This is a genomic window from Furfurilactobacillus sp. WILCCON 0119, from assembly GCF_053471565.1.
This window is the reverse complement of sequence record NZ_JBPCCV010000003.1, coordinates 99,849-122,691: the sequence shown is the minus strand read 5'-3', so window position 1 is coordinate 122,691 and position 22,843 is coordinate 99,849. Positions and strand designations below refer to the sequence as shown.

Annotated in this window: 19 protein-coding genes and 2 pseudogenes; 15 read left to right on the top strand and 6 right to left on the bottom strand. The window is 46.7% G+C overall.

Annotated features, from left to right (window positions below; all coding sequences use genetic code 11):
* Positions 1-26: 26 nt before the first annotated feature.
* On the bottom strand, positions 27-1,517 hold the full coding sequence (locus ACRYI5_RS06105) for a DHA2 family efflux MFS transporter permease subunit (RefSeq protein WP_448224631.1): 1,491 nt from the start codon (positions 1,515-1,517) through the stop codon (positions 27-29).
* Between the two features lie 114 nt (positions 1,518-1,631).
* Here ACRYI5_RS06105 and ACRYI5_RS06100 point away from each other — a divergent pair, with 114 nt between their 5' ends.
* The gene (locus ACRYI5_RS06100; RefSeq protein WP_448224630.1) at positions 1,632-2,231 is read left to right on the top strand and encodes a TetR/AcrR family transcriptional regulator; all 600 of its coding nucleotides are present in this window, start codon (positions 1,632-1,634) and stop codon (positions 2,229-2,231) included.
* A gap of 67 nt (positions 2,232-2,298) precedes the next feature.
* Here the strand turns inward: ACRYI5_RS06100 and ACRYI5_RS06095 are convergent, their stop codons facing one another.
* A complete protein-coding gene (locus tag ACRYI5_RS06095; RefSeq protein ID WP_448224629.1) occupies positions 2,299-3,840 on the bottom strand; it encodes a hypothetical protein in 1,542 nt (513 codons plus the stop codon).
* 71 nt (positions 3,841-3,911) lie between these two features.
* On the bottom strand, positions 3,912-5,462 hold the full coding sequence (locus tag ACRYI5_RS06090) for a hypothetical protein (RefSeq protein ID WP_448224628.1): 1,551 nt from the start codon (positions 5,460-5,462) through the stop codon (positions 3,912-3,914).
* A 411-nt stretch (positions 5,463-5,873) separates the two neighbouring features.
* Here ACRYI5_RS06090 and ACRYI5_RS06085 point away from each other — a divergent pair, with 411 nt between their 5' ends.
* Both ACRYI5_RS06085 and ACRYI5_RS06080 read left to right on the top strand, forming a co-directional pair.
* Entirely contained in the window at positions 5,874-7,262 is a 1,389-nt protein-coding gene (locus ACRYI5_RS06085) for an amino acid permease (protein ID WP_407878968.1), read from the top strand.
* 157 nt (positions 7,263-7,419) lie between these two features.
* Positions 7,420-9,183 carry a hypothetical protein gene (locus ACRYI5_RS06080; protein WP_448224627.1) on the top strand — a complete coding sequence of 588 codons (1,764 nt, stop codon included), beginning with the start codon at positions 7,420-7,422 and terminating at the stop codon, positions 9,181-9,183.
* A gap of 111 nt (positions 9,184-9,294) precedes the next feature.
* Here ACRYI5_RS06080 and ACRYI5_RS06075 read toward each other — a convergent pair whose 3' ends face one another.
* The gene (locus ACRYI5_RS06075; RefSeq protein WP_407878972.1) at positions 9,295-10,728 is read right to left on the bottom strand and encodes a C69 family dipeptidase; all 1,434 of its coding nucleotides are present in this window, start codon (positions 10,726-10,728) and stop codon (positions 9,295-9,297) included.
* Positions 10,729-10,953: 225 nt separating this feature from the next.
* Between ACRYI5_RS06075 and ACRYI5_RS06070 the strand changes: the two genes are divergently transcribed.
* Together ACRYI5_RS06070 and ACRYI5_RS06065 are read left to right on the top strand one after the other, a co-directional pair.
* Positions 10,954-12,399, top strand: a complete 1,446-nt coding sequence (locus tag ACRYI5_RS06070; RefSeq protein WP_448224626.1) for a catalase — start codon at positions 10,954-10,956, stop codon at positions 12,397-12,399.
* Positions 12,400-12,564: 165 nt separating this feature from the next.
* Positions 12,565-13,020 (top strand): nucleoside-diphosphate kinase, encoded by a 456-nt coding sequence (locus tag ACRYI5_RS06065; RefSeq protein WP_407878976.1) that lies wholly within the window; start codon positions 12,565-12,567, stop codon positions 13,018-13,020.
* A 97-nt stretch (positions 13,021-13,117) separates the two neighbouring features.
* Here the strand turns inward: ACRYI5_RS06065 and ACRYI5_RS06060 are convergent, their stop codons facing one another.
* A complete protein-coding gene (locus ACRYI5_RS06060; RefSeq protein ID WP_448224625.1) occupies positions 13,118-14,299 on the bottom strand; it encodes a DUF998 domain-containing protein in 1,182 nt (393 codons plus the stop codon).
* Between the two features lie 374 nt (positions 14,300-14,673).
* Between ACRYI5_RS06060 and ACRYI5_RS06055 the strand changes: the two genes are divergently transcribed.
* The 3 genes from ACRYI5_RS06055 (at position 14,674) to ACRYI5_RS06045 (ending at position 16,424) form a co-directional block, all read left to right on the top strand.
* Positions 14,674-14,967, top strand: a complete 294-nt coding sequence (locus ACRYI5_RS06055) for a metal-sensitive transcriptional regulator (protein ID WP_407878979.1) — start codon at positions 14,674-14,676, stop codon at positions 14,965-14,967.
* A gap of 154 nt (positions 14,968-15,121) precedes the next feature.
* Positions 15,122-15,247, top strand: a complete 126-nt coding sequence (locus ACRYI5_RS06050) for a hypothetical protein (RefSeq protein ID WP_448224624.1) — start codon at positions 15,122-15,124, stop codon at positions 15,245-15,247.
* Positions 15,248-15,617: 370 nt separating this feature from the next.
* Positions 15,618-16,424 (top strand): DUF1003 domain-containing protein, encoded by an 807-nt coding sequence (locus ACRYI5_RS06045; protein WP_448224623.1) that lies wholly within the window; start codon positions 15,618-15,620, stop codon positions 16,422-16,424.
* A 49-nt stretch (positions 16,425-16,473) separates the two neighbouring features.
* Here ACRYI5_RS06045 and ACRYI5_RS06040 read toward each other — a convergent pair.
* Positions 16,474-16,857 (bottom strand): annotated as a pseudogene (locus ACRYI5_RS06040) (hypothetical protein); the annotation flags it as partial.
* Between the two features lie 172 nt (positions 16,858-17,029).
* On the opposite strand from ACRYI5_RS06040, the gene ACRYI5_RS06035 reads away from it, so the two are divergent.
* The 7 genes and pseudogenes from ACRYI5_RS06035 (at position 17,030) to ACRYI5_RS06005 (ending at position 22,796) form a co-directional block, all read left to right on the top strand.
* Positions 17,030-17,473, top strand: a complete 444-nt coding sequence (locus tag ACRYI5_RS06035; RefSeq protein ID WP_407878987.1) for a MerR family transcriptional regulator — start codon at positions 17,030-17,032, stop codon at positions 17,471-17,473.
* 215 nt (positions 17,474-17,688) lie between these two features.
* Complete coding sequence (locus ACRYI5_RS06030) at positions 17,689-18,015, top strand: carboxymuconolactone decarboxylase family protein (RefSeq protein WP_448224622.1); 327 nt, start codon at positions 17,689-17,691, stop codon at positions 18,013-18,015.
* A 9-nt stretch (positions 18,016-18,024) separates the two neighbouring features.
* On the top strand, positions 18,025-18,423 hold the full coding sequence (locus tag ACRYI5_RS06025; protein WP_448224621.1) for a cupin domain-containing protein: 399 nt from the start codon (positions 18,025-18,027) through the stop codon (positions 18,421-18,423).
* A 14-nt stretch (positions 18,424-18,437) separates the two neighbouring features.
* Positions 18,438-19,173: pseudogene (locus ACRYI5_RS06020) on the top strand (SDR family oxidoreductase).
* Between the two features lie 399 nt (positions 19,174-19,572).
* Entirely contained in the window at positions 19,573-19,905 is a 333-nt protein-coding gene (locus tag ACRYI5_RS06015; protein ID WP_407878994.1) for a toxin-antitoxin system HicB family antitoxin, read from the top strand.
* An 18-nt stretch (positions 19,906-19,923) separates the two neighbouring features.
* On the top strand, positions 19,924-20,742 hold the full coding sequence (locus tag ACRYI5_RS06010) for an SPFH domain-containing protein (RefSeq protein ID WP_407878996.1): 819 nt from the start codon (positions 19,924-19,926) through the stop codon (positions 20,740-20,742).
* 281 nt (positions 20,743-21,023) lie between these two features.
* A complete protein-coding gene (locus ACRYI5_RS06005) occupies positions 21,024-22,796 on the top strand; it encodes an ABC transporter ATP-binding protein (RefSeq protein ID WP_448224620.1) in 1,773 nt (590 codons plus the stop codon).
* Positions 22,797-22,843: the final 47 nt, after the last annotated feature.

Genomic DNA, 22,843 nt, shown 5'->3' with positions numbered 1-22,843 from the left:
AAAAAGTTTATTTATTATGTTTCAACTTAGGATTTAAAGGTTTTTTTATTATTCATTTTGTTCGTCAGCAGCAAGGTGGGAATCAATAAGGCCAGTGCTGTTAACGAAATGATGAGGAAGCCGTTTTGGAACGCTGCCGTTTTAATTGTCAGCATGTGGTTAGCCGCAAATGATTGAATGTGCGCGGGGGCAACGTGAAAGTCACCGTGCTTAAGCTGGGTGGCAAACGTTTTGGCACGGGTGGTTGCGTATGATGAAATGATGGTGGTGATCAACGCAGACCCAAAGGCACTCCCGACGTTTTGAATGATGCGTGAACCAATGGTTGCGGCGGGAACCTGGTCGGCCCGCATGCCGGTGTAGGCGTCGGCCATTAATGGCATCATAATACCGCCGGCGCCAATCCCACGGATAAACAAGACAATGCCAATGAGCCAGTAGGCAGTGTCTTTATCGAACCAGTAAAACGGAAGCGTGCCAACAAACGTAATCAAACTGCTGATCAAGACTACGTATTTAGCACCGAGTTGGTCGGTGAGTTTGCCCGTTAAACCACGGGCTAGTAACATGCCTAATCCCTGGGGCAACAAGGATAGTGCCGCGGTGAGAACGGACATTTTTTGAATTGTTTGAAAATAAAGGGGCAGCAGTAACATCGCACCGTTTAAGATGGTTCCAGCAAGAAAGAGGCCGAGTCCGGCGCCATTAAACGAGCGAAAGGTAAATAAACTAAGCGGCAGAACGGCCCGCTCCTTTTTAATGGCCGCCCAAATGATGTAACAAACCAGGGCGCCGATCCCACCGATGATGAAAGTGAGGCTGGTCCGGTTAGTAAAAGTGGCTGTATGCGCTGCCCTTACCATGCCGTAAATGATTGAGCTAGAGGACAGGATCAACAGTAAAATGCCGATGAAGTCCATTTTTGCCGCCTTATTTTGGGCTGGATAATGGGGCATTTTCCAAATGATCAACGCAATTGAGATCAACACAACCGGGATGTTGACCCAAAAGAGCCACCGCCATGAAGCAAATTTGATGATGATTCCACCAATAATGGGTCCAAATAAAGGACCAAGAATCATGGGTAAACCAACCGTTGCCATCATTTGCCCCATGACGTCAGTACCAGCTGTTTGAACCAGAAGTGTTGTTAGCAACGGCATAATCAACCCGCCGGCAAACCCTTGAACTAACCGTGCGAGAATCAATGCGTGGATGGTGGGTGACAGGGCGGACAAAAGCGAGCCAATTCCAAAAAGAATTTCGCCCGCCATGAAGACGGTTTTTCCGTCAAACTTATTTAGGAGCCAGCTGGAAAATGGCACGGCCACTCCGGTTGCCAGTAAGTAACAGGTGACGGTCCATTGCACCGTCGTGACGCTACTGTTAAAGCTTTTGACAAGGTTATTAATGGCAATGTTCATCATTGTTGAATCTAATAACGGCGCCATTGCACCGAAAACGATGACTAGTGCTGTTATAACCGTTGATTTAGGAATCTTTGTTTCTTTTGACATAACTCTCTCCTTAAGATACTACTTGGTATCTTTTAACTGCGAAGTGTATAATACGCTGTAAGAAGAAAAAGTCAACAAGAAACTTTTTGGTTTCTTAAATGCAAAGGAGAAAAGATGACGAAGACGCGTCGCCGGGGTGCGGAACTGGATGCAGCAATTTATGAGGCCACCCGCTCAATTCTAGAAAACGAGGGCCTTGCGCAGCTCACCTTTGCAAAGGTTGCCGCTGCGGCGGGAACCAGCAAACCCGTTATCTATCGTCACTGGCAGTCACCATTTGAACTGGCCTTACTGGCAGTACAAGATAAAATTAAAGCTGATAATAACGGCCGTCTTGATGAACTGGAATTGACTGGGACCAGCCTGTCAGCGGATTTATTTGAAACGTTTAAACGGTTTACATTCAGTACGGATGCGTTTGGAAAATCATTTGTCCTGAGCTTTAATGGCCTTAATGATGAACAAAATAAGCAGTTGCAGGTGATGATCAACGAGGCAAAACAAATCGACATCAACGCGATTGATCACGTTGTGGCGCGTGCCCAGGCCCGCCATGAACTGGCGACTGGCAAGCTTGATGACGCGCTTAAATTGATGCCGTTTGAATGGCTCCGTTACCGGATTTTTATGAACGAAACCATTACCGATGAAGACCTGACAAAGTTGATCGATGGCATGCTTGTTCCTGCGTATCGACAAGCCTTAGCTAAGTGACTAAAAGACCCACACAGACACGATAATACGCTGTCTGTGTGGGTCTTTTGATTACTGCTTGGGCCGTTTAGTCAGGTGCATTTGTCAGTGACCAGTTGATGGAACCAGTGTACTGGCCGGCGAGGGCACCGGGATCAACGTGAAGAAGAAGCCCGTTAGTTGTCGACCAATCGGCAGCGGCATTCGTTAACGAATGACCGGCCGCCTTGGTGCCGTTGGCAACGATGGTGGCTGCGCTTGAAAGTGGGGTAATGGAGCCGTTATTAGCATCAACGAAACCACCGGGAAGCTTAACGCCAGCAGCGTTTTTCATGGGGGTCGCGCTGGCCGTTAACGTCCATTTTGCCCCGGGTTCACGGGTATCACTAATATCAATTGGCGCGGCGGCTGGGGCCTTATTAATGGGTGTTATCGGGACTGTGGATGTCGGGAATGTGTAGGTGGCAGGTAAGGCTTCAAAAGAGAGCGTTCCGGGAACACAAACAACGGTAATGTAAAGTGGCTCGGAGTTATCAGTACCGTTAGTCGCGTAGATGGGGACGGTGAGCTGACCGTTTGGAATCAATGCGGCAAGCTTTGCGCCTAAACTTGTGTCCTCGGTGTCAAACGAAATGTTGTTACGCGCTGGACCTGAGGAATCTGAAGCAGAGATGCCCGCGGCTTTAACGAGGGCGTTAATAATGTCATCGTCATTTTTTTGACTTAACGCGAGCATTTCATCTGGATTAAAGGTGACCGTTTGCGTATCACTTTCGATTTCAAGATTGTCTGACTGGACGGACGCCTGGGCAGTCCCAGGTGTGTCGCCTTTTGTGCTTGATTCCGTCACGGTCACCTGTGATTTGCCGCGAAGGCTGGTGCCAACGGGTAAGGTGTACCGCCCATTTCCATCAACTGTGGTGGTGGTGGTGTTTGTTGCGTCACAGCGAATGGTGTCACCCGCAAACGAACCGGTTCCAGAAATGGTTGTGTCCGTATCCTTAACGGGTTGGTTGATGGTTGGCTTGAGGCTGTAACTGGCTGGTTTGGCCCATGTGGCTAAAGCAAAATAGTCAGGGTTGTTGGGCCGAAGGGCAGTTGTGGCCTGAAAACCGATGTAATAAGGGGGCTGACTTTGGGAAAACAGTGGAACTGCTACCATTAGATTCGTGAAGATCAAATTATTTGTGTAGTTTGGTTGAATGTTGAAGTAATCTAGTAAGTCATCACCGTCATCATTAAACGTATTATTGCTGAAACTACCGAAGTAGAGGCTGTTAAGTAGATAGAACTGGGCGGGAACCGAGGTTGAGTTTCCGGTTGAAAATTTCCCCGAGAGTTGAACCTTAAGGGTATCAGTCCGCGTGGAAATTTGACCATTGACGGTATAGTTCGCTAAAACCTTGTTGATTGTGGGGTATTTGATTTGTCCAAGTGGGTTAGTTGTTGGTGACTGACCGGCGACATATGCCCGCTGATTAACAATGTTCATCGTTGAAGTGACATCAACGAAATTGTTGGCATCATCTGCGTGAGCGGGGAGTGGCGCACACCACCAAAAAATAAAGAGACAACTGAGCAGGCCGAAAAGGACTTGATCGGTTAATAAAGTGAACTGTTTTTGTTTCATGTTAAGCTCCTTTGCAAATAACTAACCGAATTAAAGCTGGTTGAAAACGAAAGAATGTTTTAGTTGTGCATCTAATTGGGAGCGTTGGCTAGCGTCCAGGTAATCGTGCCGTGGTACTGATCGGCGAGAACTCCAGGATTTACATGAAGGAAAATCCCGTTTGTTGGCGACCAGTCCGCCGTTGCATTGATTGTCGATTGGCCGAAAACTTTAGTCCCAGTGGCAATCGTTGTGGTGGCCGTTAATGAAGTGGTAGTCCCATCGTGGATGGCAACTAGTTCACCGGGGAGTGGTCGCCCACTTGCAGTGGTCAATGGCGTTGCACTGGCTGAGAGCGTCCAGGTGGCACCAACGGCGCGGGTATCCGTAATGAGGATGTTGGGATTTACTGGGGTCAGGTTAATTGGTCCAATTGGGACAACGGTGGTTGGAAAGTTTAGGGGTGTAAGCGGCGTTTGGAGGGCGACGGTGCCTGGGGAGCTGATAACGGTGAGTTGTAAGGGAGCAGAGTCAACACCGTCTTTTGTGGCATAAATGTTGATGTGCATTTGACCACCCGGAATCAAGGCTGCAAGTTTTGCCCCCAGATTTGAATGGTTTGAGGCAAATGTGATCCCGTCACTCGCCCCGGCGGTTGTGTCGGTGGCTGAAATCCCGGCTGCGTGAACGAGGGTGGCGATAATGTCTGCGTCGTTTTTTGTGATGAGTGGCGTCATCTTATCTGGGTTCAGGGGAACCGTTTGAGTTGTACTCGTGATAATGAGATTCGGACTTGCTTGAACTGGTGCCGAGATGTTACCAGGATTATCGGTTCCCAATGGATTGATTTCCGTTACTTTGACGTGGGCCCGGCCGCGCAGACTGTCGCTAACAGGGAGTGTATAGGTGCCGTCCGCATTGACCGTGGTGGAAGTATTGGTGGCGTTAGAGACGATGACATCATTTGGAAACGAACCGGTACCGGTAATTGTGGTGTCAGTATCTTTTATTGGGGTCATGATGGTTGGCGTCAGCGTGTATTTATCCGTTGTTGGCCAGGTGACCAACGCAATTGAATCGGCATCGGCAGGCCGTGAGGATACAGCACATTGAAGACCTAAATAGTAGGGGGCCTGTCCCTGAAAGGACCACGGGACTGACGTGGTTAATCCTGAATTGGGGAAGGAGACGGTGTTTGTGGAATCGACGGTGGTTCCCAATTGCGGGAGAAGATCCGTAGAACTACTGGTGAAAACGTTGCTACTAAAGGCACTGGCGTAAAGGGCATGGATGTTATAGGGCTGAACGATTACCGGAATCAGCGGTTTCCCCGTGGAGAACGTACCAGCAAAAGTCACCTGAAACTGGTTCGTTCGTTTGGTAATGTGACCGTCTGTCGTGTAGTTTGCGGTGATCTTAGTGATGGTCGGAAAGGTCAATTTACCCAATGGATTTCCCGATGCAGATTGGTCGTTGGCATAAATGCGTTGATTAAGGACCGTAACGGACGGGGTAACGTCCACGAAGTCGGTTGCGTCAGTATTTGCGGCAGCCTGAATCGGAAAGGCGTGAAGCACAAACAGGCTAAGCACTAAGAAGAATGAAGACCAGTTAATGATGCAATGGAACTGCGATTGTTTCATGGTGACCACCCTTTCACAGAATGGAATAATTTTAATAATAAAGTTATTTAAGTTTATTTAACTTGGATGATAGTAACATCATTCTTTACATATAACAACGAAAAAGGAATGGGCGGTTGCTTCCCAATGGCGCAAACATTAAAAAAGACTTGCATTTAAATGAGCTTAATGTTAATTTTAATGGCATTAAGTGTTTACTAAGGCTAAATGACTGGGAGGGCGGCCATGATGAAAACGAATGTTAACAAAATGAATGCGGCCCAGTCGATGACCACAACGACCTCAACCACAGTGCTGTGGTTGAGCTTTTTGTGGTGAGATAAACGATATCAATCACAAAACGGCCAACCACGAACTTCTTACTAGAAGCGTGGTTGGCCGTTTTTTAATTCAATGGTGGAGGAATGGCAAATGGAAGAGGAACAAGAACAAGCGGGGCTAAAACGGTCCCTGTCAGCAGGGCAAATGCAGATGATCGCACTAGGGGGCACAATTGGTGTCGGTCTGTTTTTAGGATCGACTGCCACGATTAAGTGGACCGGGCCGTCCGTTATTCTCGCCTATGCATTGGTGGGGGGCCTCCTTTACCTTGTGATGCGTGCGTTAGGAGAAATGATTTACATTAATCCAACGACGGGATCCTTTGCTGACTACGCAACAACATACATCCATCCGCTTGCCGGTTACCTAACCAAGTGGAGTAATGTGTTCCAATACATCGTGGTGGGGATTAGTGAAGTGATCGCCGTGGGTGAATATTTGCGGTACTGGTGGCCGTCTGTTCCGGGCTGGTTAGCCGGCGTGGTCGTTATTGTGCTGTTAACGCTGGCCAACCTTGCTTCTGCGCGGGCGTACGGGACGTTGGAATTTTATTTTGCCATGATTAAAGTAGTGACGATCGTTGTGATGATCGTTCTTGGAGGAATGGTTATTTTCCTCGGTTTAGGGAACCATTGGCATGCAGTGGGCTTAAGTAATCTGTGGTCTCACGGCGGTTTCTTTACGGGCGGTGTGAAGGGGTTCATTTTCTCGATGTCCGTTATTGTCGGTTCCTATCAGGGCATTGAGGTGCTGGGAATCACGGCCGGCGAGGCGAACAATCCGCAGCATGCCATTGTGGCCTCTGTAAAATCAATCGTGTGGCGGATCCTAATTTTTTACATTGGGGCAATTTTTGTCATTGTGTCGATCTACCCATGGAATCAGTTATCCGCAATGGGCTCTCCGTTTGTTGAAACGTTTGCTAAAGTGGGGATTACAGGAGCGGCCGGAATTATAAACTTCGTGGTGTTAACAGCCGCGATGTCTGGTGCGAACTCCGGGATTTATAGTTCGAGCCGCATGCTGTTCAAACTTTCTCATGATGGCGAGACGGCAAAGGGGTTAAGCAAGTTGTCACCACGCCAAGTGCCATTACGGGCAACCCTTGCGATTTCGGGCGGGATTTTCATCGGTCTGACGTTAAATACGTTATTTACGCAGTTTAGTCACGCTTCAGCAAACATATTTGTGCTTGTTTACAGTTCCAGTGTGTTACCCGGGATGGTACCGTGGTTTGTGATCCTGATTGCGGAACTCCGGTTTCGGCGGGCGAACCCAGAGTTAATGAAGGCCCATCCGTTTAAAATGCCGCTGTACCCAATGACAAACTACATTGCGTTGGCCGCATTGGTGCTGGTGGTGATCTTTATGTTTATTAATCCAGATACCCGGATCTCTGTTTCAATTGGGGTGCTCGTTTTGGCGGTGCTGAGCTTGACCTATTACGTTCGGCGGTGGCGCGGACTGGGTGTTGAATAAGCCCCCAAAAAAAAGTAAAAAATGATATTAGAATCAAATTCAGTAATTAATCTATTTGAACCCTTTATTTTTAACATTTCATAAATTGATTTTGGCGTTAGAAACATTCATGCTATTATCAATTGAGGATTAATTTTAAAAGAAGGGGTTCACTATTTTGAAATTCTTTCAAATATGTAAACGTTCTGCTGTGATTCAATCACTTCTGGTCATACTGATTATTGCTGCGTTTCTCTATTACGCAGGGGGAAAAACGGGTTATTTATACGCAGGGGCGGATTTAAGATTTCATGTTAATCGGATGTATGAAATCCAAAAGAACTTAGAGACCGGGCATTTATTGCCGACAATTTCAACATTTTCTGCGAATCAGGTTGGGTCTTTTGTTATTCGTTTGTATCCACAAATGCCCGTGTACATTGGTGCGATATTATTAATGGTGTTTCCACCAGTTTTTGCGATGTACCTTTTTATGGGCTTACAAATCTTTCTTGGATTTTTGGTTTGTAAATACGTTGCCCGAAAGTTTTACCTTGATCAACTTAATAGTACCTTTGTAGCAATCACCTATGCATTGTGTATCCCACTGTTAAGCCGGGCCATTCAGCAATGGCTGATGGGAGAAGTTTGGGCCATTAGTTTTATGCCACTGGTTATTCTTGGCTTTGTGGGAATTGTGAGCCATTCGAATGAAACGGATGATGCGCATCAAATCGTGTCAATAACATTACGACAAAGCATTGTGGCATTGGCATTGGGAATGGGCCTCGTACTATTCTGCCATATTTTATCGTTTGTTATTTTATGTTTCTTTTTAGGAATCGGCTTTGTTATTGCGTTATGCTTAGCGAAACAAAAATGGTTATTGACTAAGTCAATGGTTGCCGCAGGAGTTTTAGGTGGCGGTTTCACAGCCTATTTTTGGTTGCCATTATTGTTGGTGTTCCATAATAATCGCATTGCAAATCCGATAATCCTTAAGGATTTACCCACGTGGGCAAGTCCTGATCTCCAACAATTTCTTGGAAACGTGATGGGGCTACACTTTTCAACAGATACAACGGGCTTAATTGTATTAATTGCTTTATTTATTTTTCTCGTAACGTATCATAAACAGACCCGATTGACTAAGTGGTTGGCCGCTACCTGTTTATTAGTTACCGTTAGTGAATCAAAAGAAGTGTGGCAGTATTTGTACTGGCCGCCACTTAGTCAAATTCAGTTTCCTAATCGAATGTTAGGCATTGTTTTCTTTCTTGGTAGTTTGTTGCTGGGGTTAAGCGTGGTTGCCACTTTTTCCAACCGCCGGCAATCACAGCATTACTTTTTATTTGTGGTAGCGCTGTTTGCGATTGGCATTAGTTTTGTTAGTGTGAAAAATGAATGGTTACCGATGATTAACCATGACCGGGTAGCGATTAAAGTGAAACCAAGTAAACATCATTTGGTTGATACGACGACACCTGATTCTTTTAAAGTAAATAATCATGAATTCCATTATTTGATGGGATACTGGACTAATTATGGTGCAACTGATTATTGGCCGAAAGCAACTAATAATGATGTTTCATTAATTGACCATGTTGTGAAACGTGATGGCAAAAAGGGAACAGCAAAATTGCATCCGCGTCCTAATGGAATGCGCTATCAAGGGCATTTTGATGCACATAGTACTGTGGTACTACCATTTGTCATGTACCATGGACGGTATCAAGTTACGGATCAACAGGGTCATCCTTTGCAATATCACGTGGACAAACATGCTCAGCTGGTGGTTAAAACAAAACAGCAAACGTCTGCGATCACTGTTTATCGGCCGGTCGAATTGAGCACATATCTAGCGTTAGCGATGAGTGTTTTGACGGCGATTTGCTTGATTGTTTTAGGCTATCAAAGACCGCGGAAATCGATGAAACATTAACGGATAAGTGAGGATACTCGTTAGTTGTTTAAAATCACTTAAAATAAACAGACCATCGGATAGCAATTGTAAGATTGCTATCCGATGGTCTGTTTTTGATTGCGGTGATTTTTACAAATTTGGATCCATTTTAAACGTCAGCTTGGATAGTTCCGCACCCTTTGTGATCAAACTGAACAGAAAATCACGGGTGGTTTGGTTATAATGAGCAGCGATTTCATGGTTTTGCTCAGTCAGATAAGCAGTCAATGCGTCGCCGCTAAGCGTGGCGGCCGCCTGGTCAACCATGGCAATTTTCCGTCGGGCCCATTCACCGAGGTCCTTTTGGTAATCAAGGTCGTCCTCAATGAAGTCGGTGTAGTGGGCTTCAACGATGGTGGCAAGGGCTTCGTACAACCAGAAGGCGTCGTTTAGGTCCATCTTTTCTGCTACGGTTCTGTAAGATTCATCAGTATCCGTTGCGTTAGTAAAGAATGGCACGTATGGACAGAAGGTTGGGACGCCCATTTCCACCCATTGAATCCCAGCATTACCGAGCCGGTCACTATCTCGCATCTGAAGAATGTGTGATTGCGCCGTTCGCGAAAGGGAAATGGACCGGTAGACTTTGCGTTCTGCTGGTGTGCCATCGCCGAGCGGGTCATACTTTGTTTCGTCAAAGTGGGACTTCAAAATGTACTGAATGTCCTCAACGGAAATTTTACGTTCTGCCTTACGAATGAACGGCATGTCGGGAGATTCAGGTGTCTGGTTTAGCGTCGTGGTTGGGTTTAAAAAGCGTTGTGCAAACCAAACGCGGGGGGTGTTGTAGTGATGGTCTTTCTTTGTGTTGGTTCCGAAAATGTGGCGGAAATCCCACCGGTTTTCGTCAGGGTTGAGGTGGTTATCGGCAACAAATTGCTGAATGCCATCCGCCCACTGATAGTTTTTCGGATCCGTAAAATCAATGTCTTCAATGGCAATTTGGTTGGCGGCAACGGCGTAGCTATCATCCGGAATCCGGACGGCGACCCACATGTGACCGGTGACGATTTCCATGTACCAGACTTCATTATGGTCATTAAACTGAATGCCGTTTCCTTCAGCAGAACCGTACTGTTTGATGAGCTTACCGAGGTATTCGACCCCTTCACGGGCACTGTGAATAAACGGAAGTACTAAGGTGGTTAATGAATCCTCAGCAAAGCCGTTTTTGACGAATGGATCGTAGGCGAGGACTTTTTCATTGGCGTACACGCTTTCTGTCGCGCTTTCACCAACGTTGGCTTCATTAAACCCATCTTCTTCATTCGGGCCATCGGTTGGATCTGCATTAGGAGTCGCGGTGTAGCGAAGTCCGTCAGCTGGCAGTGGCACGGTTAGCTGATTGTACGGTGAGACGTATGTTTCTGAACGACCGGAAACAGCAGGCTGAACGAAGAAGCGTTTGGGATGAATTGCTACCACCCGGTCCTCGTTTCGCGCAATGTAGGTGGCACCATCAAGGGATGCCTTTTTACCGACCATGATTGATGTACAGGCGGATGCTTCAAAACGATCTGTCATGTGGAACCTCCAAAATAATCTGAATTAATGACGCTAAATAACCTTCTAACCGAGTATAACGGTCCTCATGACGGAGTTCAAATGTGGCTCAGATCGGTTAAAAAGTTCAGATGACCTAACGATTAAGTGATTCATTATTTCATCCGGCCGATTGCTAGGGTTCGTGAAAGTTATCGTGGTAACGTGAACATTGCGGTAAAGCTATTTTAAGGAGGAATTGAGACGATGACGGATAAATTAACAACCAGTGCGGGACAACCATGGGCCGATAATGATCACTCACAAACGGCGGGCGAGCGGGGTCCAGTGCTACTTCAGGATTACCAACTTCTAGAGAAGTTGGCCCACTTCAACCGGGAACGCATTCCGGAACGTGTGGTTCATGCAAAAGGCGCCGGTGCAACCGGAACGTTTACGTTAACACGCAGCATGAAGCAGTACACGAAGGCGGCGGTTTTTAATGCTGTTGGGGAGGAAACGCCAATTGCACTGCGTTTTTCACAGGTTGCCGGGGAGTCGGGCTATCCAGATACATTGCGGGACGTCCGCGGTTTTGCCCTCAGGTTTTATACACAAGCAGGGAATTACGACATTGTCGGTAACAATACGCCGGTTTTTTTTGTAAACGATCCACTGAAATTTCCAGATTTCATTCATTCGCAAAAACGGGATCCGCAGACCCACTTGCGGAGTCAGCGGATGCAATGGGACTTTTGGGCCCATTCACCAGAAAGTGTTCATCAGGTGACCTATTTAATGGGTGACCGGGGAAATCCGGCTAGTTATCGAACAATGAACGGCTACGGGAGTCACACATTTAAATGGGTGAACGAGGCGGGCACCGCTTACTGGGTGAAATACCATTTTATTAGCAAGCAGGGCGTCAAGAACATGACAACGGCGGTCGCTGCACAAACGGCCAGCAAGGATCCGGATTATTTACTGCATGATTTATACGATGCAATTGAACAGAAAGATTATCCGAGCTGGGATGTTTGCGTTCAGATTTTGCCAGATGAGGCCGGGCGCGCGTATCCAGCGGATATTTTTGACGTGACAAAGGTGGTGTCGCATAAGGATTATCCACTGCAAAAGATCGGAACGTTTACGTTAACGCATAACCCGATCAACTATTTTGAAGACGTCGAAGAGCTGGCGTTTTCACCAGCAAACCTTGTCCCCGGTATTGAGGCCTCACCAGATAAGCTGCTCCAAGGGCGGCTCTTTGCATACAAGGACGCGGCCCGTTACCGCTTGGGTGCAAATTATGAGCAGCTGAAGGGAAACCGACCACTTTCGCCGGTCCACAATTATGAGCGTGATGGGTTTATGGCCCAGGGACAGGATAATCGCGTGAACTATGCACCAAATAGTGATGACGGTCCGGTTGCTGATCCAACGGCTGCGCCTAGTGCGACGCCGTTGACGGGGGAAACTGGGGCGTTTCTGCCACATGACCAAGATTATTATTCGGCGGCTGGCAAATTGTACCGGTTAATGTCAGCGCCGGAACAAGACCGGTTGATTGAAACGATTGGGCAAACGTTGGGCAGCGTGGCAGATGACGAAATTCAACGGTTAGAGACTTGGCAATTTTACCGTGCAGATCCAGAATATGGGCGGCGCGTTGCTGATGTTCTCGGGTTGACCATTGAGTTTGATCATGAGTAATTGTCATGGCGTGTTAGCAACGGCGCCGTGAACTAAATAAACAATATATGTAACAGTTATTTACTTTAGGAATTGGCCTGTTTAAGTAAGGTCTGTTGATTGGGGTTCACCATTTAAATCGATTATAATTAGATTGCGATAATGCAGATGAAAGGTGGCTTCATGATGACAGAAGAACGAACATTGATTCTCGTTAAACCAGATGGTGTGGAAGGCGGTCACGTCGGCCAGATCATTACCCGATTGGAACAGCACGAGTATGGACTAAGCGCATTAAAGGTCGTGACAAAGGCAACGGATGCACAACTCCGGCAACACTATGCGGATAAGGTTGACGAACCCTACTTTCCTGGCCTGGTTGCGTACATGCAATCTGGCCCAATTGTGGCCATGGTGGTTAGTGGAACAAACATCATCAGCGAATTTCGGCGAATGGCAGGAGCCACTAATCCAGGTGAGGCCGCTATCGGCACGATTCGGGGTGACTTTGGCCGCGAGTGGAATGATGGTGCCATCCGAAACGTGGTTCACAGTTCAGACAGTGAGGCCGCGGCTTCACGAGAGACGGCGATTTGGTTTCCTGAATTAACGGCGTCACCTGAGTCTGAGACAAGCGATTGATAACAATGACTATTGCATAAGCAAAAACGGCGCTCTTTCCAGTTTTGGAAAGGGCGCCGTTTTCGGTTGCTGTTCTTTAGTTAGCATTGAAGAATCGTCACTCAATTTTGATGACAAATATTGTTTCATCAGCCATGACCATGTGCTGTAGCGTTTGAAGTAGTAGTAACAACCAACTGAATGCCATGGTAAAGGCAATCATTTCATACGCGGTCAGCGATAAGTACTGAACCGGGTGGAACAGTAACGATGTCGCAACAAGGAGGCCCCCGATAGTGTATGAAAAGACTTTGAATTCAGTGGTCAGACGTGGCAATAAAAAGCGGATGGTTAGGATGGTGATGATCATAAAGTAGACCATCCAGCGAGCGGCCTCATCGTGCAGAATGTGCATGAGACCGTGACCATTATTAGCAAACAAGCCGACACAACCTAGGCACATGGTCGTTAGGACCAATAAGAGTCGCAGGGCAAGGAGCCGGCGACTGTTTCCAAACTGCTTGCGGAGGTTTGAAAAAATAAAGTCAAGAAGCGCAATCGTAATTAGTGCTGATACGATGAGTGTCAGGTTAAATGACCAGCTGTTAGCGGCACGATCTGTTCCAAGAAAACTGAGGTTGTGTTCCCACCAACGTTTGTTACTGTTTGTGATCATTGAAGAAAAGACACCGCCGACGATCACCGAAATGAGGAGCGTATAAATCATGTTTGCGGACAGGGATACAGCAGAGAGCATCATCAAAAAGTTGATGAGACTGCTAAAGAGAAAGAAAAGAATGGTCGAGGTGAATTGATCAAAGGTGATTCCACGGAACAACAAGCCGGCGAACCAGAAGAATCCCAACATGCACATGGTAAGAATAATGATGAATGAGAGCAAAACCGTTGGGAACGTGCGCCAGTAAAGGCTACCCGTTAGCCATTTTTGAATAATGCGGCGCTGTTGGAAGTAAAAGAAAATAAATGATAGCGACCCACTAACCAAGCCAAACATAATGGTGGTACTGGCGATGGAATTGCTACCGGCAAGTGCAAACTGTGTTTGATGTTGACTGTTGAAGTAAAAGTAAAAGGCGATACTTGAAAGAAGCGTTGGCAGCCAGAACCAACGCAGTGGGAGTGCCATGTGCTCCGAAGGTTGAGCGTGAGCCGCTTGAAGCGTAATGGTGGCATCCGTAGATGCAGGAACGGTCAGTTGAACTTCATCGCCAGCATCGATGTGTAAGTGGTCGACCACTTCAGGCGGGAGGTTCAGATGGAGCGGGTGTTCAGTTGTCATGATGATTGTCCTTATATAAGTCATGGGTCATTAGTAATCTAGTCTGTTTTTCATTTTACAGGATTTGTCAATGATTTGCAGATGATCTTGGCATGGATTGCTGAAAACGGCAGGTAATCGTCGTGAACGAGCGCGCACAGATTAGTTGCCGATACCATTGCGGGTACGGATGAGTAAATGGCATCGAACAAAGTGAAGATAGTTTTTTATAAATGTCTGTAAGACCAGTGTTTTAAAAGAGAATCAGGACCTGTTTTTACACGATATTTATGGGGGGGTTAATGAATAACATGGTTTAAAAAGTGGAAAAATAGCTTCTAAATCCCGCCTGGGGTATAATTGTTTTCATAAATAACGTACAGGGGGACTGACAGATGATTAATGTTTCGGCAAAAAACCAGCCGGTAACCGCTAGTAAACAAATCACTAACCGTCTTAAGCGATCACGCGGGCAGCTTGATGGCGTGTTACGGATGATGGACGAGGGCCGTGAATGTCAAGATGTCCTGGTTCAATTAGCAGCCGTTCGGTCAAGTGTGGATCGGGCCATGAAATTAGTTGTGGCAGAAAATATTCGTCAGACCGCCACACAGATGGGAATTGAAGCCGACAGTGAGGAAGCGTTAGCGTTGCAGGAATCACTCGACTTAATGATGAAGACGCGGTAAAGAAAGAGTAGCCGGATATTGCCCAGCCATTGGGGGAATATCCGGCTTTTCATTAGATAATGAATGTCGATGCGTGGTGAGGCGAAAGTAGTGGGCTTTCTCGGGTCAACATGGTATACTCGTTGAAAATTACTGACAAAGCGAGGGCTTGCAAATGGAAACCTTGTTAGCAATTGTACTGATGGCCGTCACGACGGTTGGTCTTGTTCTGAGCGACGTTAAAATTGCGCGCAGCACATCGACAGAAGAAGTAGAACCTGTTAATAATGATAATGCGTAACTGTGTCAACTGTTTAGGCTGACTCAAAATAAAGAAGTAAGCAGAACCGGCTGCGGTCCCAAACTTAGAAGGATCGCAGCCGGTTTTTGAATTAAATCATTAAAACGAAAAAGTTAATCAAGCCGAAAAAAAGTTTTCTTTTAGTGCAAAAAGCTTGAAAGAAACGCGACGAGCCCGGTATAATGAAGATGTAGAAATACTCAAGGACAACTAGGAAAGGCAGGTGAGTGTTATGTCAGAAGCCGATTATCATATATGTTCCACAAGCGATGACGGTCCCGCGTGTTTGCAAAGCAGATTTGTGACGAACACTCACACTGTTAACTTTGCCGCACGCTAAATTAAGCATTTACTGGAGTGAAGAAAGCTAATGCAGGAATTTAACGGCACGGTTCACTGTCTGGTTGATCAGAAAGCTTATGATCTCGTAGACGGTGTTTTCCTAGAAGATTTGGACGGTCCCTTGCAGGCGTTGATTCGTCGGGACTTTCCGAAGGCAGCAAACCATGACTTTATTTGTAGTGAACATCTGGTGCATTATCGGTTAATGAAAATGGATCAGATGATTGCAAAGGATTATCGACAAAACCGGCGTTTAAACCAAAAATTGACCCGGGTTCTGGAAGATGATAACTACCAGGTTGTCGATGTTCGGGAGCAATTGGAAAAATCACTAACATTTGGTCAACGGGTGGCGGACGCTGTTGCCCATTTCGGGGGAAGCTGGCCCTTTATAATTTCGTTTATTACAGTAATGATTCTGTGGATCATTATTAATGTATTTCATTTGTTCGGTGTCCACTTTGATCCGTACCCATTCATTTTGTTAAACCTCTTTTTGAGCATGGTTGCCGCAATTCAGGCGCCTTTGATCATGATGAGTCAGAATCGGTCGGCTGAGTATGACCGAATGCAGTCAGTTAATGATTATCGGGTTAACCAAAAGTCCGAAGAAGAAATTCGGGTGCTCCATTCAAAAATTGATCACGTGATCCAACAGGATCAGCCCAACATGTTAGAGATTCAAAAAATCCAAACTGAGATGCTTGGATCGATTGAATCGCAAGTCAATGAGCTTCGGCGGTTGCAGGCGTACTTTGATGAACATGCTGTGACAGGAACAACCCCAAAGTCAGCTGATGAGACCACAGATAACCAGCTTAATCAGGACCATTAATGCAACTCTTATGAAAAGGCCATCCTTGTCGGATGGCCTTTTCTCGTGCTTATTTATGTTTATGTTCACGAAGCGGGCGTAACCAGAGCAATGAATTAAAGGCAATGTCAGCCAGCGCGAATGGTGGGAAAAAGATGGTCACTAAAACAGCAATGACGTTGATGCCAAGCGAGGTTAATTCACGGCGGTCGGAATCCTGTGAAATGCCGTCATGGCTGTCATTATCATTGGCATGTTGAACGGCATGATTGAGCCAGATGAAAGAGAGATTAAACGGAATCATCAGTGCGGCATACAAAACACCACTTGGTTGCGCAAAAATGTCTTCACCGAACCACGCTGTGACGGCTGGTAAGAGGGACATCCAAAATAACAGATTGATGTTGGCCCACATGACCGTACCGTCGACCCGTTTAGCGGTTGCAAACATTTGATGGTGATGATAATGGCCATGACCCCGTCGGTAAAGGCTTCAATTCGTGCTTTTGACATCTCAAATCGCTCCTTAAAAGTGGCCGTGATGGGTGGACGACCGCTGATTATTAATGTTAGTGTACCATGAATAATTAATTTAATGGCGAGTGATAAGAAGGTGGATAAGTAACATGACAAACGCAATCCAGAATGGTGAACAACGCTATCGAATCGGCGACTTTGCAGAGCAAACGGGACTATCCAGCCCAACCCTCCGGTATTACGAAAAGGAGGGGTTGATCGAGCCGCACCGGACGGATAACGGACTGCGCTACTATACAGATGCAGACGCGGCGTGGATCAAATTTCTGCTGCACCTTAAGGATACGGGAATGACGATCGAACAGCTGAAGCAGTACGTTCAGTGGCGGGCTGAGGGGGATCAAACGATTGACCAACGACTTCAATTACTGAAGCGGGTGCAACGGCACTTTTTGCAACAACAGGCTGAACTGCAACACAGTTTGACGATTTTAACGGATAAAATTGATTGGTATCAAAACAAGGTGGATGGTCATATCGAGGATAATGAGGACTTTGCAAGTTATTTGAAACGACTGAAACACAAAGAATAGAGCGCGACCGCATGCGGTTAGGCCGCCTCATCTAAGCCAAACGGGCACCATGGACGGTTTATGTTCATGATGCCCGTTTGGCTTAGATGAGAAAGGGTCTGCATGTGGTCGCGCGTTTTTAAAAAAAGTTTGTTTTGGGGCTTTACTTAAAGTGCACTTTAGGTTGTTTAATATGAGTAATCAATGCAAGTTAAACGACGAGGAGGATCACAGTTATGGCAAAACAAACAGCAGGGCGTGACCAACTGGGGGCGTTTGCCCCTCAATTTTCGGCGCTAAACGATGACGTTTTATTCGGTGAGGTGTGGGACGACACGGACAGTTTATCCGCTCATGATCGGTCATTGATCACGATTGCCAGCATTCTATCGGCCGGAAACATGGAACAGTTGGCGACTCACTTGCGGATTGGGAAACAAAACGGGATCACTAAACAAGAAATCACCGCAGAAATAACCCATTTAGCCTTTTATGCAGGCTGGCCCAAGGCATGGTCGGCGTTTAATCGAGCAAAAGAAATCTGGACAGACGAAGAAAAGTAGGTAAGCGAGATGACAGAAAAAGAACCCGTATTCGGTAAGGGTGCGTTGAATACAGCGTACGCTCAGTATTTTATTGGTAATAGTTATTTGAAATCTCTAGTGGCCGACGACGCCATTAATGTGAACGTGGGCAACGTGACGTTTGAACCAGGGTGTCGCAATGATTGGCACATTCACCATGACGGCTATCAATTGTTGTTAGTTACGGATGGTGAAGGCTGGTACCAGGAAGAAGGGCAAACACCACGGCACCTAACCAGTGGCGATGTTGTCGTGATCCATGATGGCGTTAAACACTGGCACGGAGCCACCAAGGACCACTGGTTTACGCACCTTGCAATCACAACGGGAACGGCAGAATGGCTGGAACCAGTCACGGACGAAGCTTACGCTTCACTGCCAGAATAAAAGGAGCTTAATAAATGAGTATCGACGGTAAAGTTGTTGTTATCACGGGTGCTTCATCAGGAATTGGTGCGGCAACGGCTCGATTATTAGCGAGTCATGGTGCAAAAGTCGTCCTGGGTGCGCGTCGCGCTGACCGGTTGGCGACGCTGGCGGATGAGATTACGGTGGCCGGTGGAAGTGCTGTTTACCAAACGGTTGATGTGCGTGACGCGACGCAGGTTGCCGCGTTGGTAACGTTAGCAAAAACGACGTATGGTCAGGTGGATGTCATCTTTAATAATGCTGGGATCATGCCAAGTTCGGCTGTTGCACACGGATGAATGGAACGACATGATCGACATTAACATTAAAGGGGTTCTGAACGGAATTGCGGCTGTGATGCCGGACTTTGTGCGTCAACAACATGGTCACATCATTACAACGTCCTCTGTTGCTGGATTGAAAAGTTTTCCGGGGGCAGGTGTTTACGGTGCAACAAAGTTTGCCGTAAAGAACCTCATGGAAGTGATTCGGATGGAAAGTGCAACGGAAGGAACAAACATCCGAACAACAACATTGTATCCGGCGGCCATCAATACGGAATTATTAAACACGATTACGGATGAAGGTACCCGAGCTGGCATGGACCAACTGTATGATGCGGTGGGCATCTCACCGGACGCCATTGCACGGGTCGTGAACTTTGCGATTGAGCAACCGGATGATGTCAATGTTAATGAGTTTACGATCTACCCAACTAAACAAGCTTAGAGAGCGAAATAAGGGGCGATTAGGCACCCTCAGGTAACACAAATGGCCACTTATGAACGTTTTTTGTTCATGGGTGGCTATTTGTGTTAGATGAGTCGAGGCCTGCCCCCTATTTCGCGTTTTCGGGAGTCAGAATCAAAAGGATTGCGACGGGAACTTTGTCCATGAACCGCCGCTTTACGTTAGATGAGACGAGGCCTGCGCCTTATTTCGCGTTTTCGGCAGTCAGAGCCAGAAGGACTGCGACGGGGCCATCGGCAGATTTTTTGATAACTCGCTTAAAAGCGCATATTATGAGGATCCCAAGAGCAGAAAAACATTGTAAAAGTGCCTCGATAAAATTACAATATCAGTGTGATATCATTTCGATATTAAAAGTATCAATTAAGGAGGCTGACAATGGCCGACAATTCACAGGAAAAGCGGTTCTTACTGCGATTAGATCAGTCGCTGTATGACAAAATCGCTTCGGCAGCGCAACGCGAAAATCGGAGTGTCAACGCCCACATTGTGACACTACTTGCGGCGAGCGTTGACCAATCGACGTTTGAAGGCCGGCAAATTATTGGTCAAACAATTAGTGGTACAGCATTAAATGCTCAAAACGGGTTGGTGGCACTATCCGGAATCTATTATCGGTATTTGATTGATAATAATGATCCAATCGATGCGACGGCCCGATACATGGTTTTGGAAAATCAGGGTAATATTTTGACGTTAAAACGTCTTTAAATTAAGGGGGAGCTCATTATGTTTGGATTTAAGGTTGTTCCACAGAATAATCAGGGGTTGGTGGAAACGTTGGGTCGCTACCGGCAAACGGTGGAGTCGGGGTTTCATATGTATATTCCGATCGTGCAGAAAATTCGTAAAGTGAGTTTGGCCATGGAACCGTTGGCATTACCAAACTACTCCATTATCACCAAGGATAATGCAGATGTGTCTGCCAGTTTAACGCTGAATTTTCACGTTACGGATGCGGTGAAGTACCAGTATGAAAATACAGATTCAGTTGAATCAATGGCACAGCTTGTTCGGGGCCACTTGCGGGACATCATTGGGCGGATGGATTTAAATGAGGCACTAGGATCCACAGCCAAAATTAACCAAGAATTGACTTTGGCTATTGGTGATTTGACGAATACGTACGGAATTAATGTGGACCGAATTAACATTGATGAACTGACGCCATCCAAGGCAATTCAAGCGGCCATGGATAAACAATTAACGGCGGACCGGGAAAAGGTTGCGGCCATTGCGCAAGCTGAAGGGGAGGCCCGGTCCATTCAGTTAACAAATAAAGCTAAAAATGACGCGTTGATGGCAACGGCCACTGCCGAAGCCACGGCAACACGAACCCGTGCGGATGCTGAACGCTACCGAATCGATACGGTGCAAACGGGGTTAACCAACGCCGATGATAAATATTTTGAAAACCAATCGATCAATGCCTTTTCACAACTAGCAAGTTCAGAAACGAATCTTGTGGTGGTTCCAAGTGATGGGGCGGCCGACTTCGGTAAGCTACCCGTCGTTGGGAAGCTGTTACAACAAGGCGCTGATAAGTAAGGGGTAACAGAAAAACGGTGATAATGGTCTACGTGATCTAGGAATAATTAACAGACGTGACGCCTTTCCAATCATGGGGAAGGCGTCATTTTTGTGTGATGAGGTTTTTAGGAGATGATAAGTGACACGGAGCGGGCGCACCAATAAAAAAATAGTTAGGCAGCGAAATATTTTCTCCGAACGTGTTGACTTCCAGAAGCAAGGTGATTATAGTAATGGTCATTCAATTAGGTGCCTAATTTTTATGAATCTAACAAATTAAACGATCGAGGCAAGTAGACATGATGCGTAGTTTACCAACGGGGGGCCAACGAAACGGCCGGACCGCAACAGAAAGCTTTAGTTGGGGTGAATTTTTTAAGATTTTAAAGCAGGCGCGACCAAATATGGCGATGCTGATCATTGGGTTCCTAATTAGTCTAGTGGGGACGGGAATCGGGTTGGTCATCCCCCTGTTTACAAAAGGATTGGTGGATCACTTTTCACTGGCACACCTGAGTTACACACTGGTGGCCGCCCTGGTTGGGGCGTTTATTCTGCAAGCCATCGCAAGTTGTGTTTCTAACTACATGATGGGTTACATGGGTGAACAGGTGGTCATGAAGCTACGAAAACTGGTGTGGGAAAAGCTGCTTCATTTAAGCGTTCCATACTATGACGACCACACAACGGGCGAACTTGCGAGTCACCTCGTGAATGATACAACCGTGTGGAAATCACTGATTGTGGACCAACTACCATCGTTTGTCAGTGGAATTGTGTCGATGGTCGGTGCCGTCGTTATTCTGCTGGTGATGGACTGGCGGATGACGATCATTATTTTACTGGCGGTGCCGGTTGTCGGATTGATTATCGCCCCAATTGGGAACATGATGCGGCGGTTATCCATTCAATTACAAACACAAACGGCTGATTTTAACGGGATCGCAACCCAGACGCTCAGCGAGATTCGACTTGTGAAGTCCTCAAACGGGGAAGCAAACGAAACAAAGCGCGGCAACGCAGGCATTGAGCACTTGTTTAAGACAGGTGTTAGTGAGGCCAAAACGATGTCTGTCATCAGCCCATTAATGCTCTTAGCCATGATGGGCATGATGGTGGCGGTCATCGGTTACGGCGGTGTTCGGGTCAGTGAAGGGTCGTTATCTATCGGAACAATGGTTGCCTTTTTACTGTATCTGTTTCAAGTGATTGCACCCGCAACGCAATTTGCTCAGTTCTTTAGTCAATTGCAGAAGACGAAGGGCGCAACGGTTCGGATTGCCGGAATTTTGGATGCAGAACCAGAACAAGCCGATCAACAAAAAGAAGTTGATGTGAGCGGGCAAACGTTAAGCATGGACCACGTCACGTTTGGTTATGAAAAGGACCAACCAATCCTGCACGACATGAGTTTTACGGCTCATCCAAACCGAACGATTGCGTTTGTCGGTCCAAGTGGGGCTGGGAAATCAACGATCTTTGCGTTATTGGAACGGTTCTATCAACCCACGAGTGGAAAAGTTAAACTGGGAAACCGTGATGTGGCGGATATTTCGCTGGCTTCATGGCGCAGTCAAATTGGGTATGTGGCTCAGGATAGTGCCATTTTGGCCGGAACCATCCGGGATAACCTGACGTATGGATTAGACCACCCGGTCAGTGATGATGAGTTGTGGCACGTGCTTGAATTGGCCTTCGCAAAGCAGTTTGTTGCCGAAATGCCGGCACAATTACTGACGGAGGTTGGCGAACGAGGTGTGAAGTTATCCGGTGGTCAAAAGCAACGGTTGGCGATCGCGCGGGCGTTCTTACGCGATCCAAAGATTTTGATGTTGGATGAAGCAACCGCCAGCTTGGATAGCGAATCAGAGGAAATGGTGCACCGGGCCTTGAATAACCTGATGAAGAACCGGACGACGTTAATCATTGCCCACCGGTTATCGACGGTGGTCGATGCTGATAACATTATCTTTGTGGAACACGGCACGATCACGGGCCAGGGAACGCATAAGGAATTGTTGGCAAGCCATGATCTGTACCGGGAATACGTAAAGGAACAGTTTAAAAATTAAAGAGCGAAACAAAGCGCGTTTAGGCTTGCTCAGGTAACGCAAATAGC

What these genes read in the sequence shown, in the direction of transcription:
- ACRYI5_RS06105 (WP_448224631.1), bottom strand. Translation starts at nt 1,517, where the DNA reads ATGTCAAAAGAAACAAAGATTCCTAAATCAACGGTTATAACAGCACTA.
- ACRYI5_RS06100 (WP_448224630.1), top strand. Translation starts at nt 1,632, where the DNA reads ATGACGAAGACGCGTCGCCGGGGTGCGGAACTGGATGCAGCAATTTAT.
- ACRYI5_RS06095 (WP_448224629.1), bottom strand. Translation starts at nt 3,840, where the DNA reads ATGAAACAAAAACAGTTCACTTTATTAACCGATCAAGTCCTTTTCGGC.
- ACRYI5_RS06090 (WP_448224628.1), bottom strand. Translation starts at nt 5,462, where the DNA reads ATGAAACAATCGCAGTTCCATTGCATCATTAACTGGTCTTCATTCTTC.
- ACRYI5_RS06085 (WP_407878968.1), top strand. Translation starts at nt 5,874, where the DNA reads ATGGAAGAGGAACAAGAACAAGCGGGGCTAAAACGGTCCCTGTCAGCA.
- ACRYI5_RS06075 (WP_407878972.1), bottom strand. Translation starts at nt 10,728, where the DNA reads ATGACAGATCGTTTTGAAGCATCCGCCTGTACATCAATCATGGTCGGT.
- ACRYI5_RS06070 (WP_448224626.1), top strand. Translation starts at nt 10,954, where the DNA reads ATGACGGATAAATTAACAACCAGTGCGGGACAACCATGGGCCGATAAT.
- ACRYI5_RS06065 (WP_407878976.1), top strand. Translation starts at nt 12,565, where the DNA reads ATGACAGAAGAACGAACATTGATTCTCGTTAAACCAGATGGTGTGGAA.
- ACRYI5_RS06060 (WP_448224625.1), bottom strand. Translation starts at nt 14,299, where the DNA reads ATGACAACTGAACACCCGCTCCATCTGAACCTCCCGCCTGAAGTGGTC.
- ACRYI5_RS06055 (WP_407878979.1), top strand. Translation starts at nt 14,674, where the DNA reads ATGATTAATGTTTCGGCAAAAAACCAGCCGGTAACCGCTAGTAAACAA.
- ACRYI5_RS06050 (WP_448224624.1), top strand. Translation starts at nt 15,122, where the DNA reads ATGGAAACCTTGTTAGCAATTGTACTGATGGCCGTCACGACGGTTGGT.
- ACRYI5_RS06045 (WP_448224623.1), top strand. Translation starts at nt 15,618, where the DNA reads ATGCAGGAATTTAACGGCACGGTTCACTGTCTGGTTGATCAGAAAGCT.
- ACRYI5_RS06035 (WP_407878987.1), top strand. Translation starts at nt 17,030, where the DNA reads ATGACAAACGCAATCCAGAATGGTGAACAACGCTATCGAATCGGCGAC.
- ACRYI5_RS06030 (WP_448224622.1), top strand. Translation starts at nt 17,689, where the DNA reads ATGGCAAAACAAACAGCAGGGCGTGACCAACTGGGGGCGTTTGCCCCT.
- ACRYI5_RS06025 (WP_448224621.1), top strand. Translation starts at nt 18,025, where the DNA reads ATGACAGAAAAAGAACCCGTATTCGGTAAGGGTGCGTTGAATACAGCG.
- ACRYI5_RS06015 (WP_407878994.1), top strand. Translation starts at nt 19,573, where the DNA reads ATGGCCGACAATTCACAGGAAAAGCGGTTCTTACTGCGATTAGATCAG.
- ACRYI5_RS06010 (WP_407878996.1), top strand. Translation starts at nt 19,924, where the DNA reads ATGTTTGGATTTAAGGTTGTTCCACAGAATAATCAGGGGTTGGTGGAA.
- ACRYI5_RS06005 (WP_448224620.1), top strand. Translation starts at nt 21,024, where the DNA reads ATGATGCGTAGTTTACCAACGGGGGGCCAACGAAACGGCCGGACCGCA.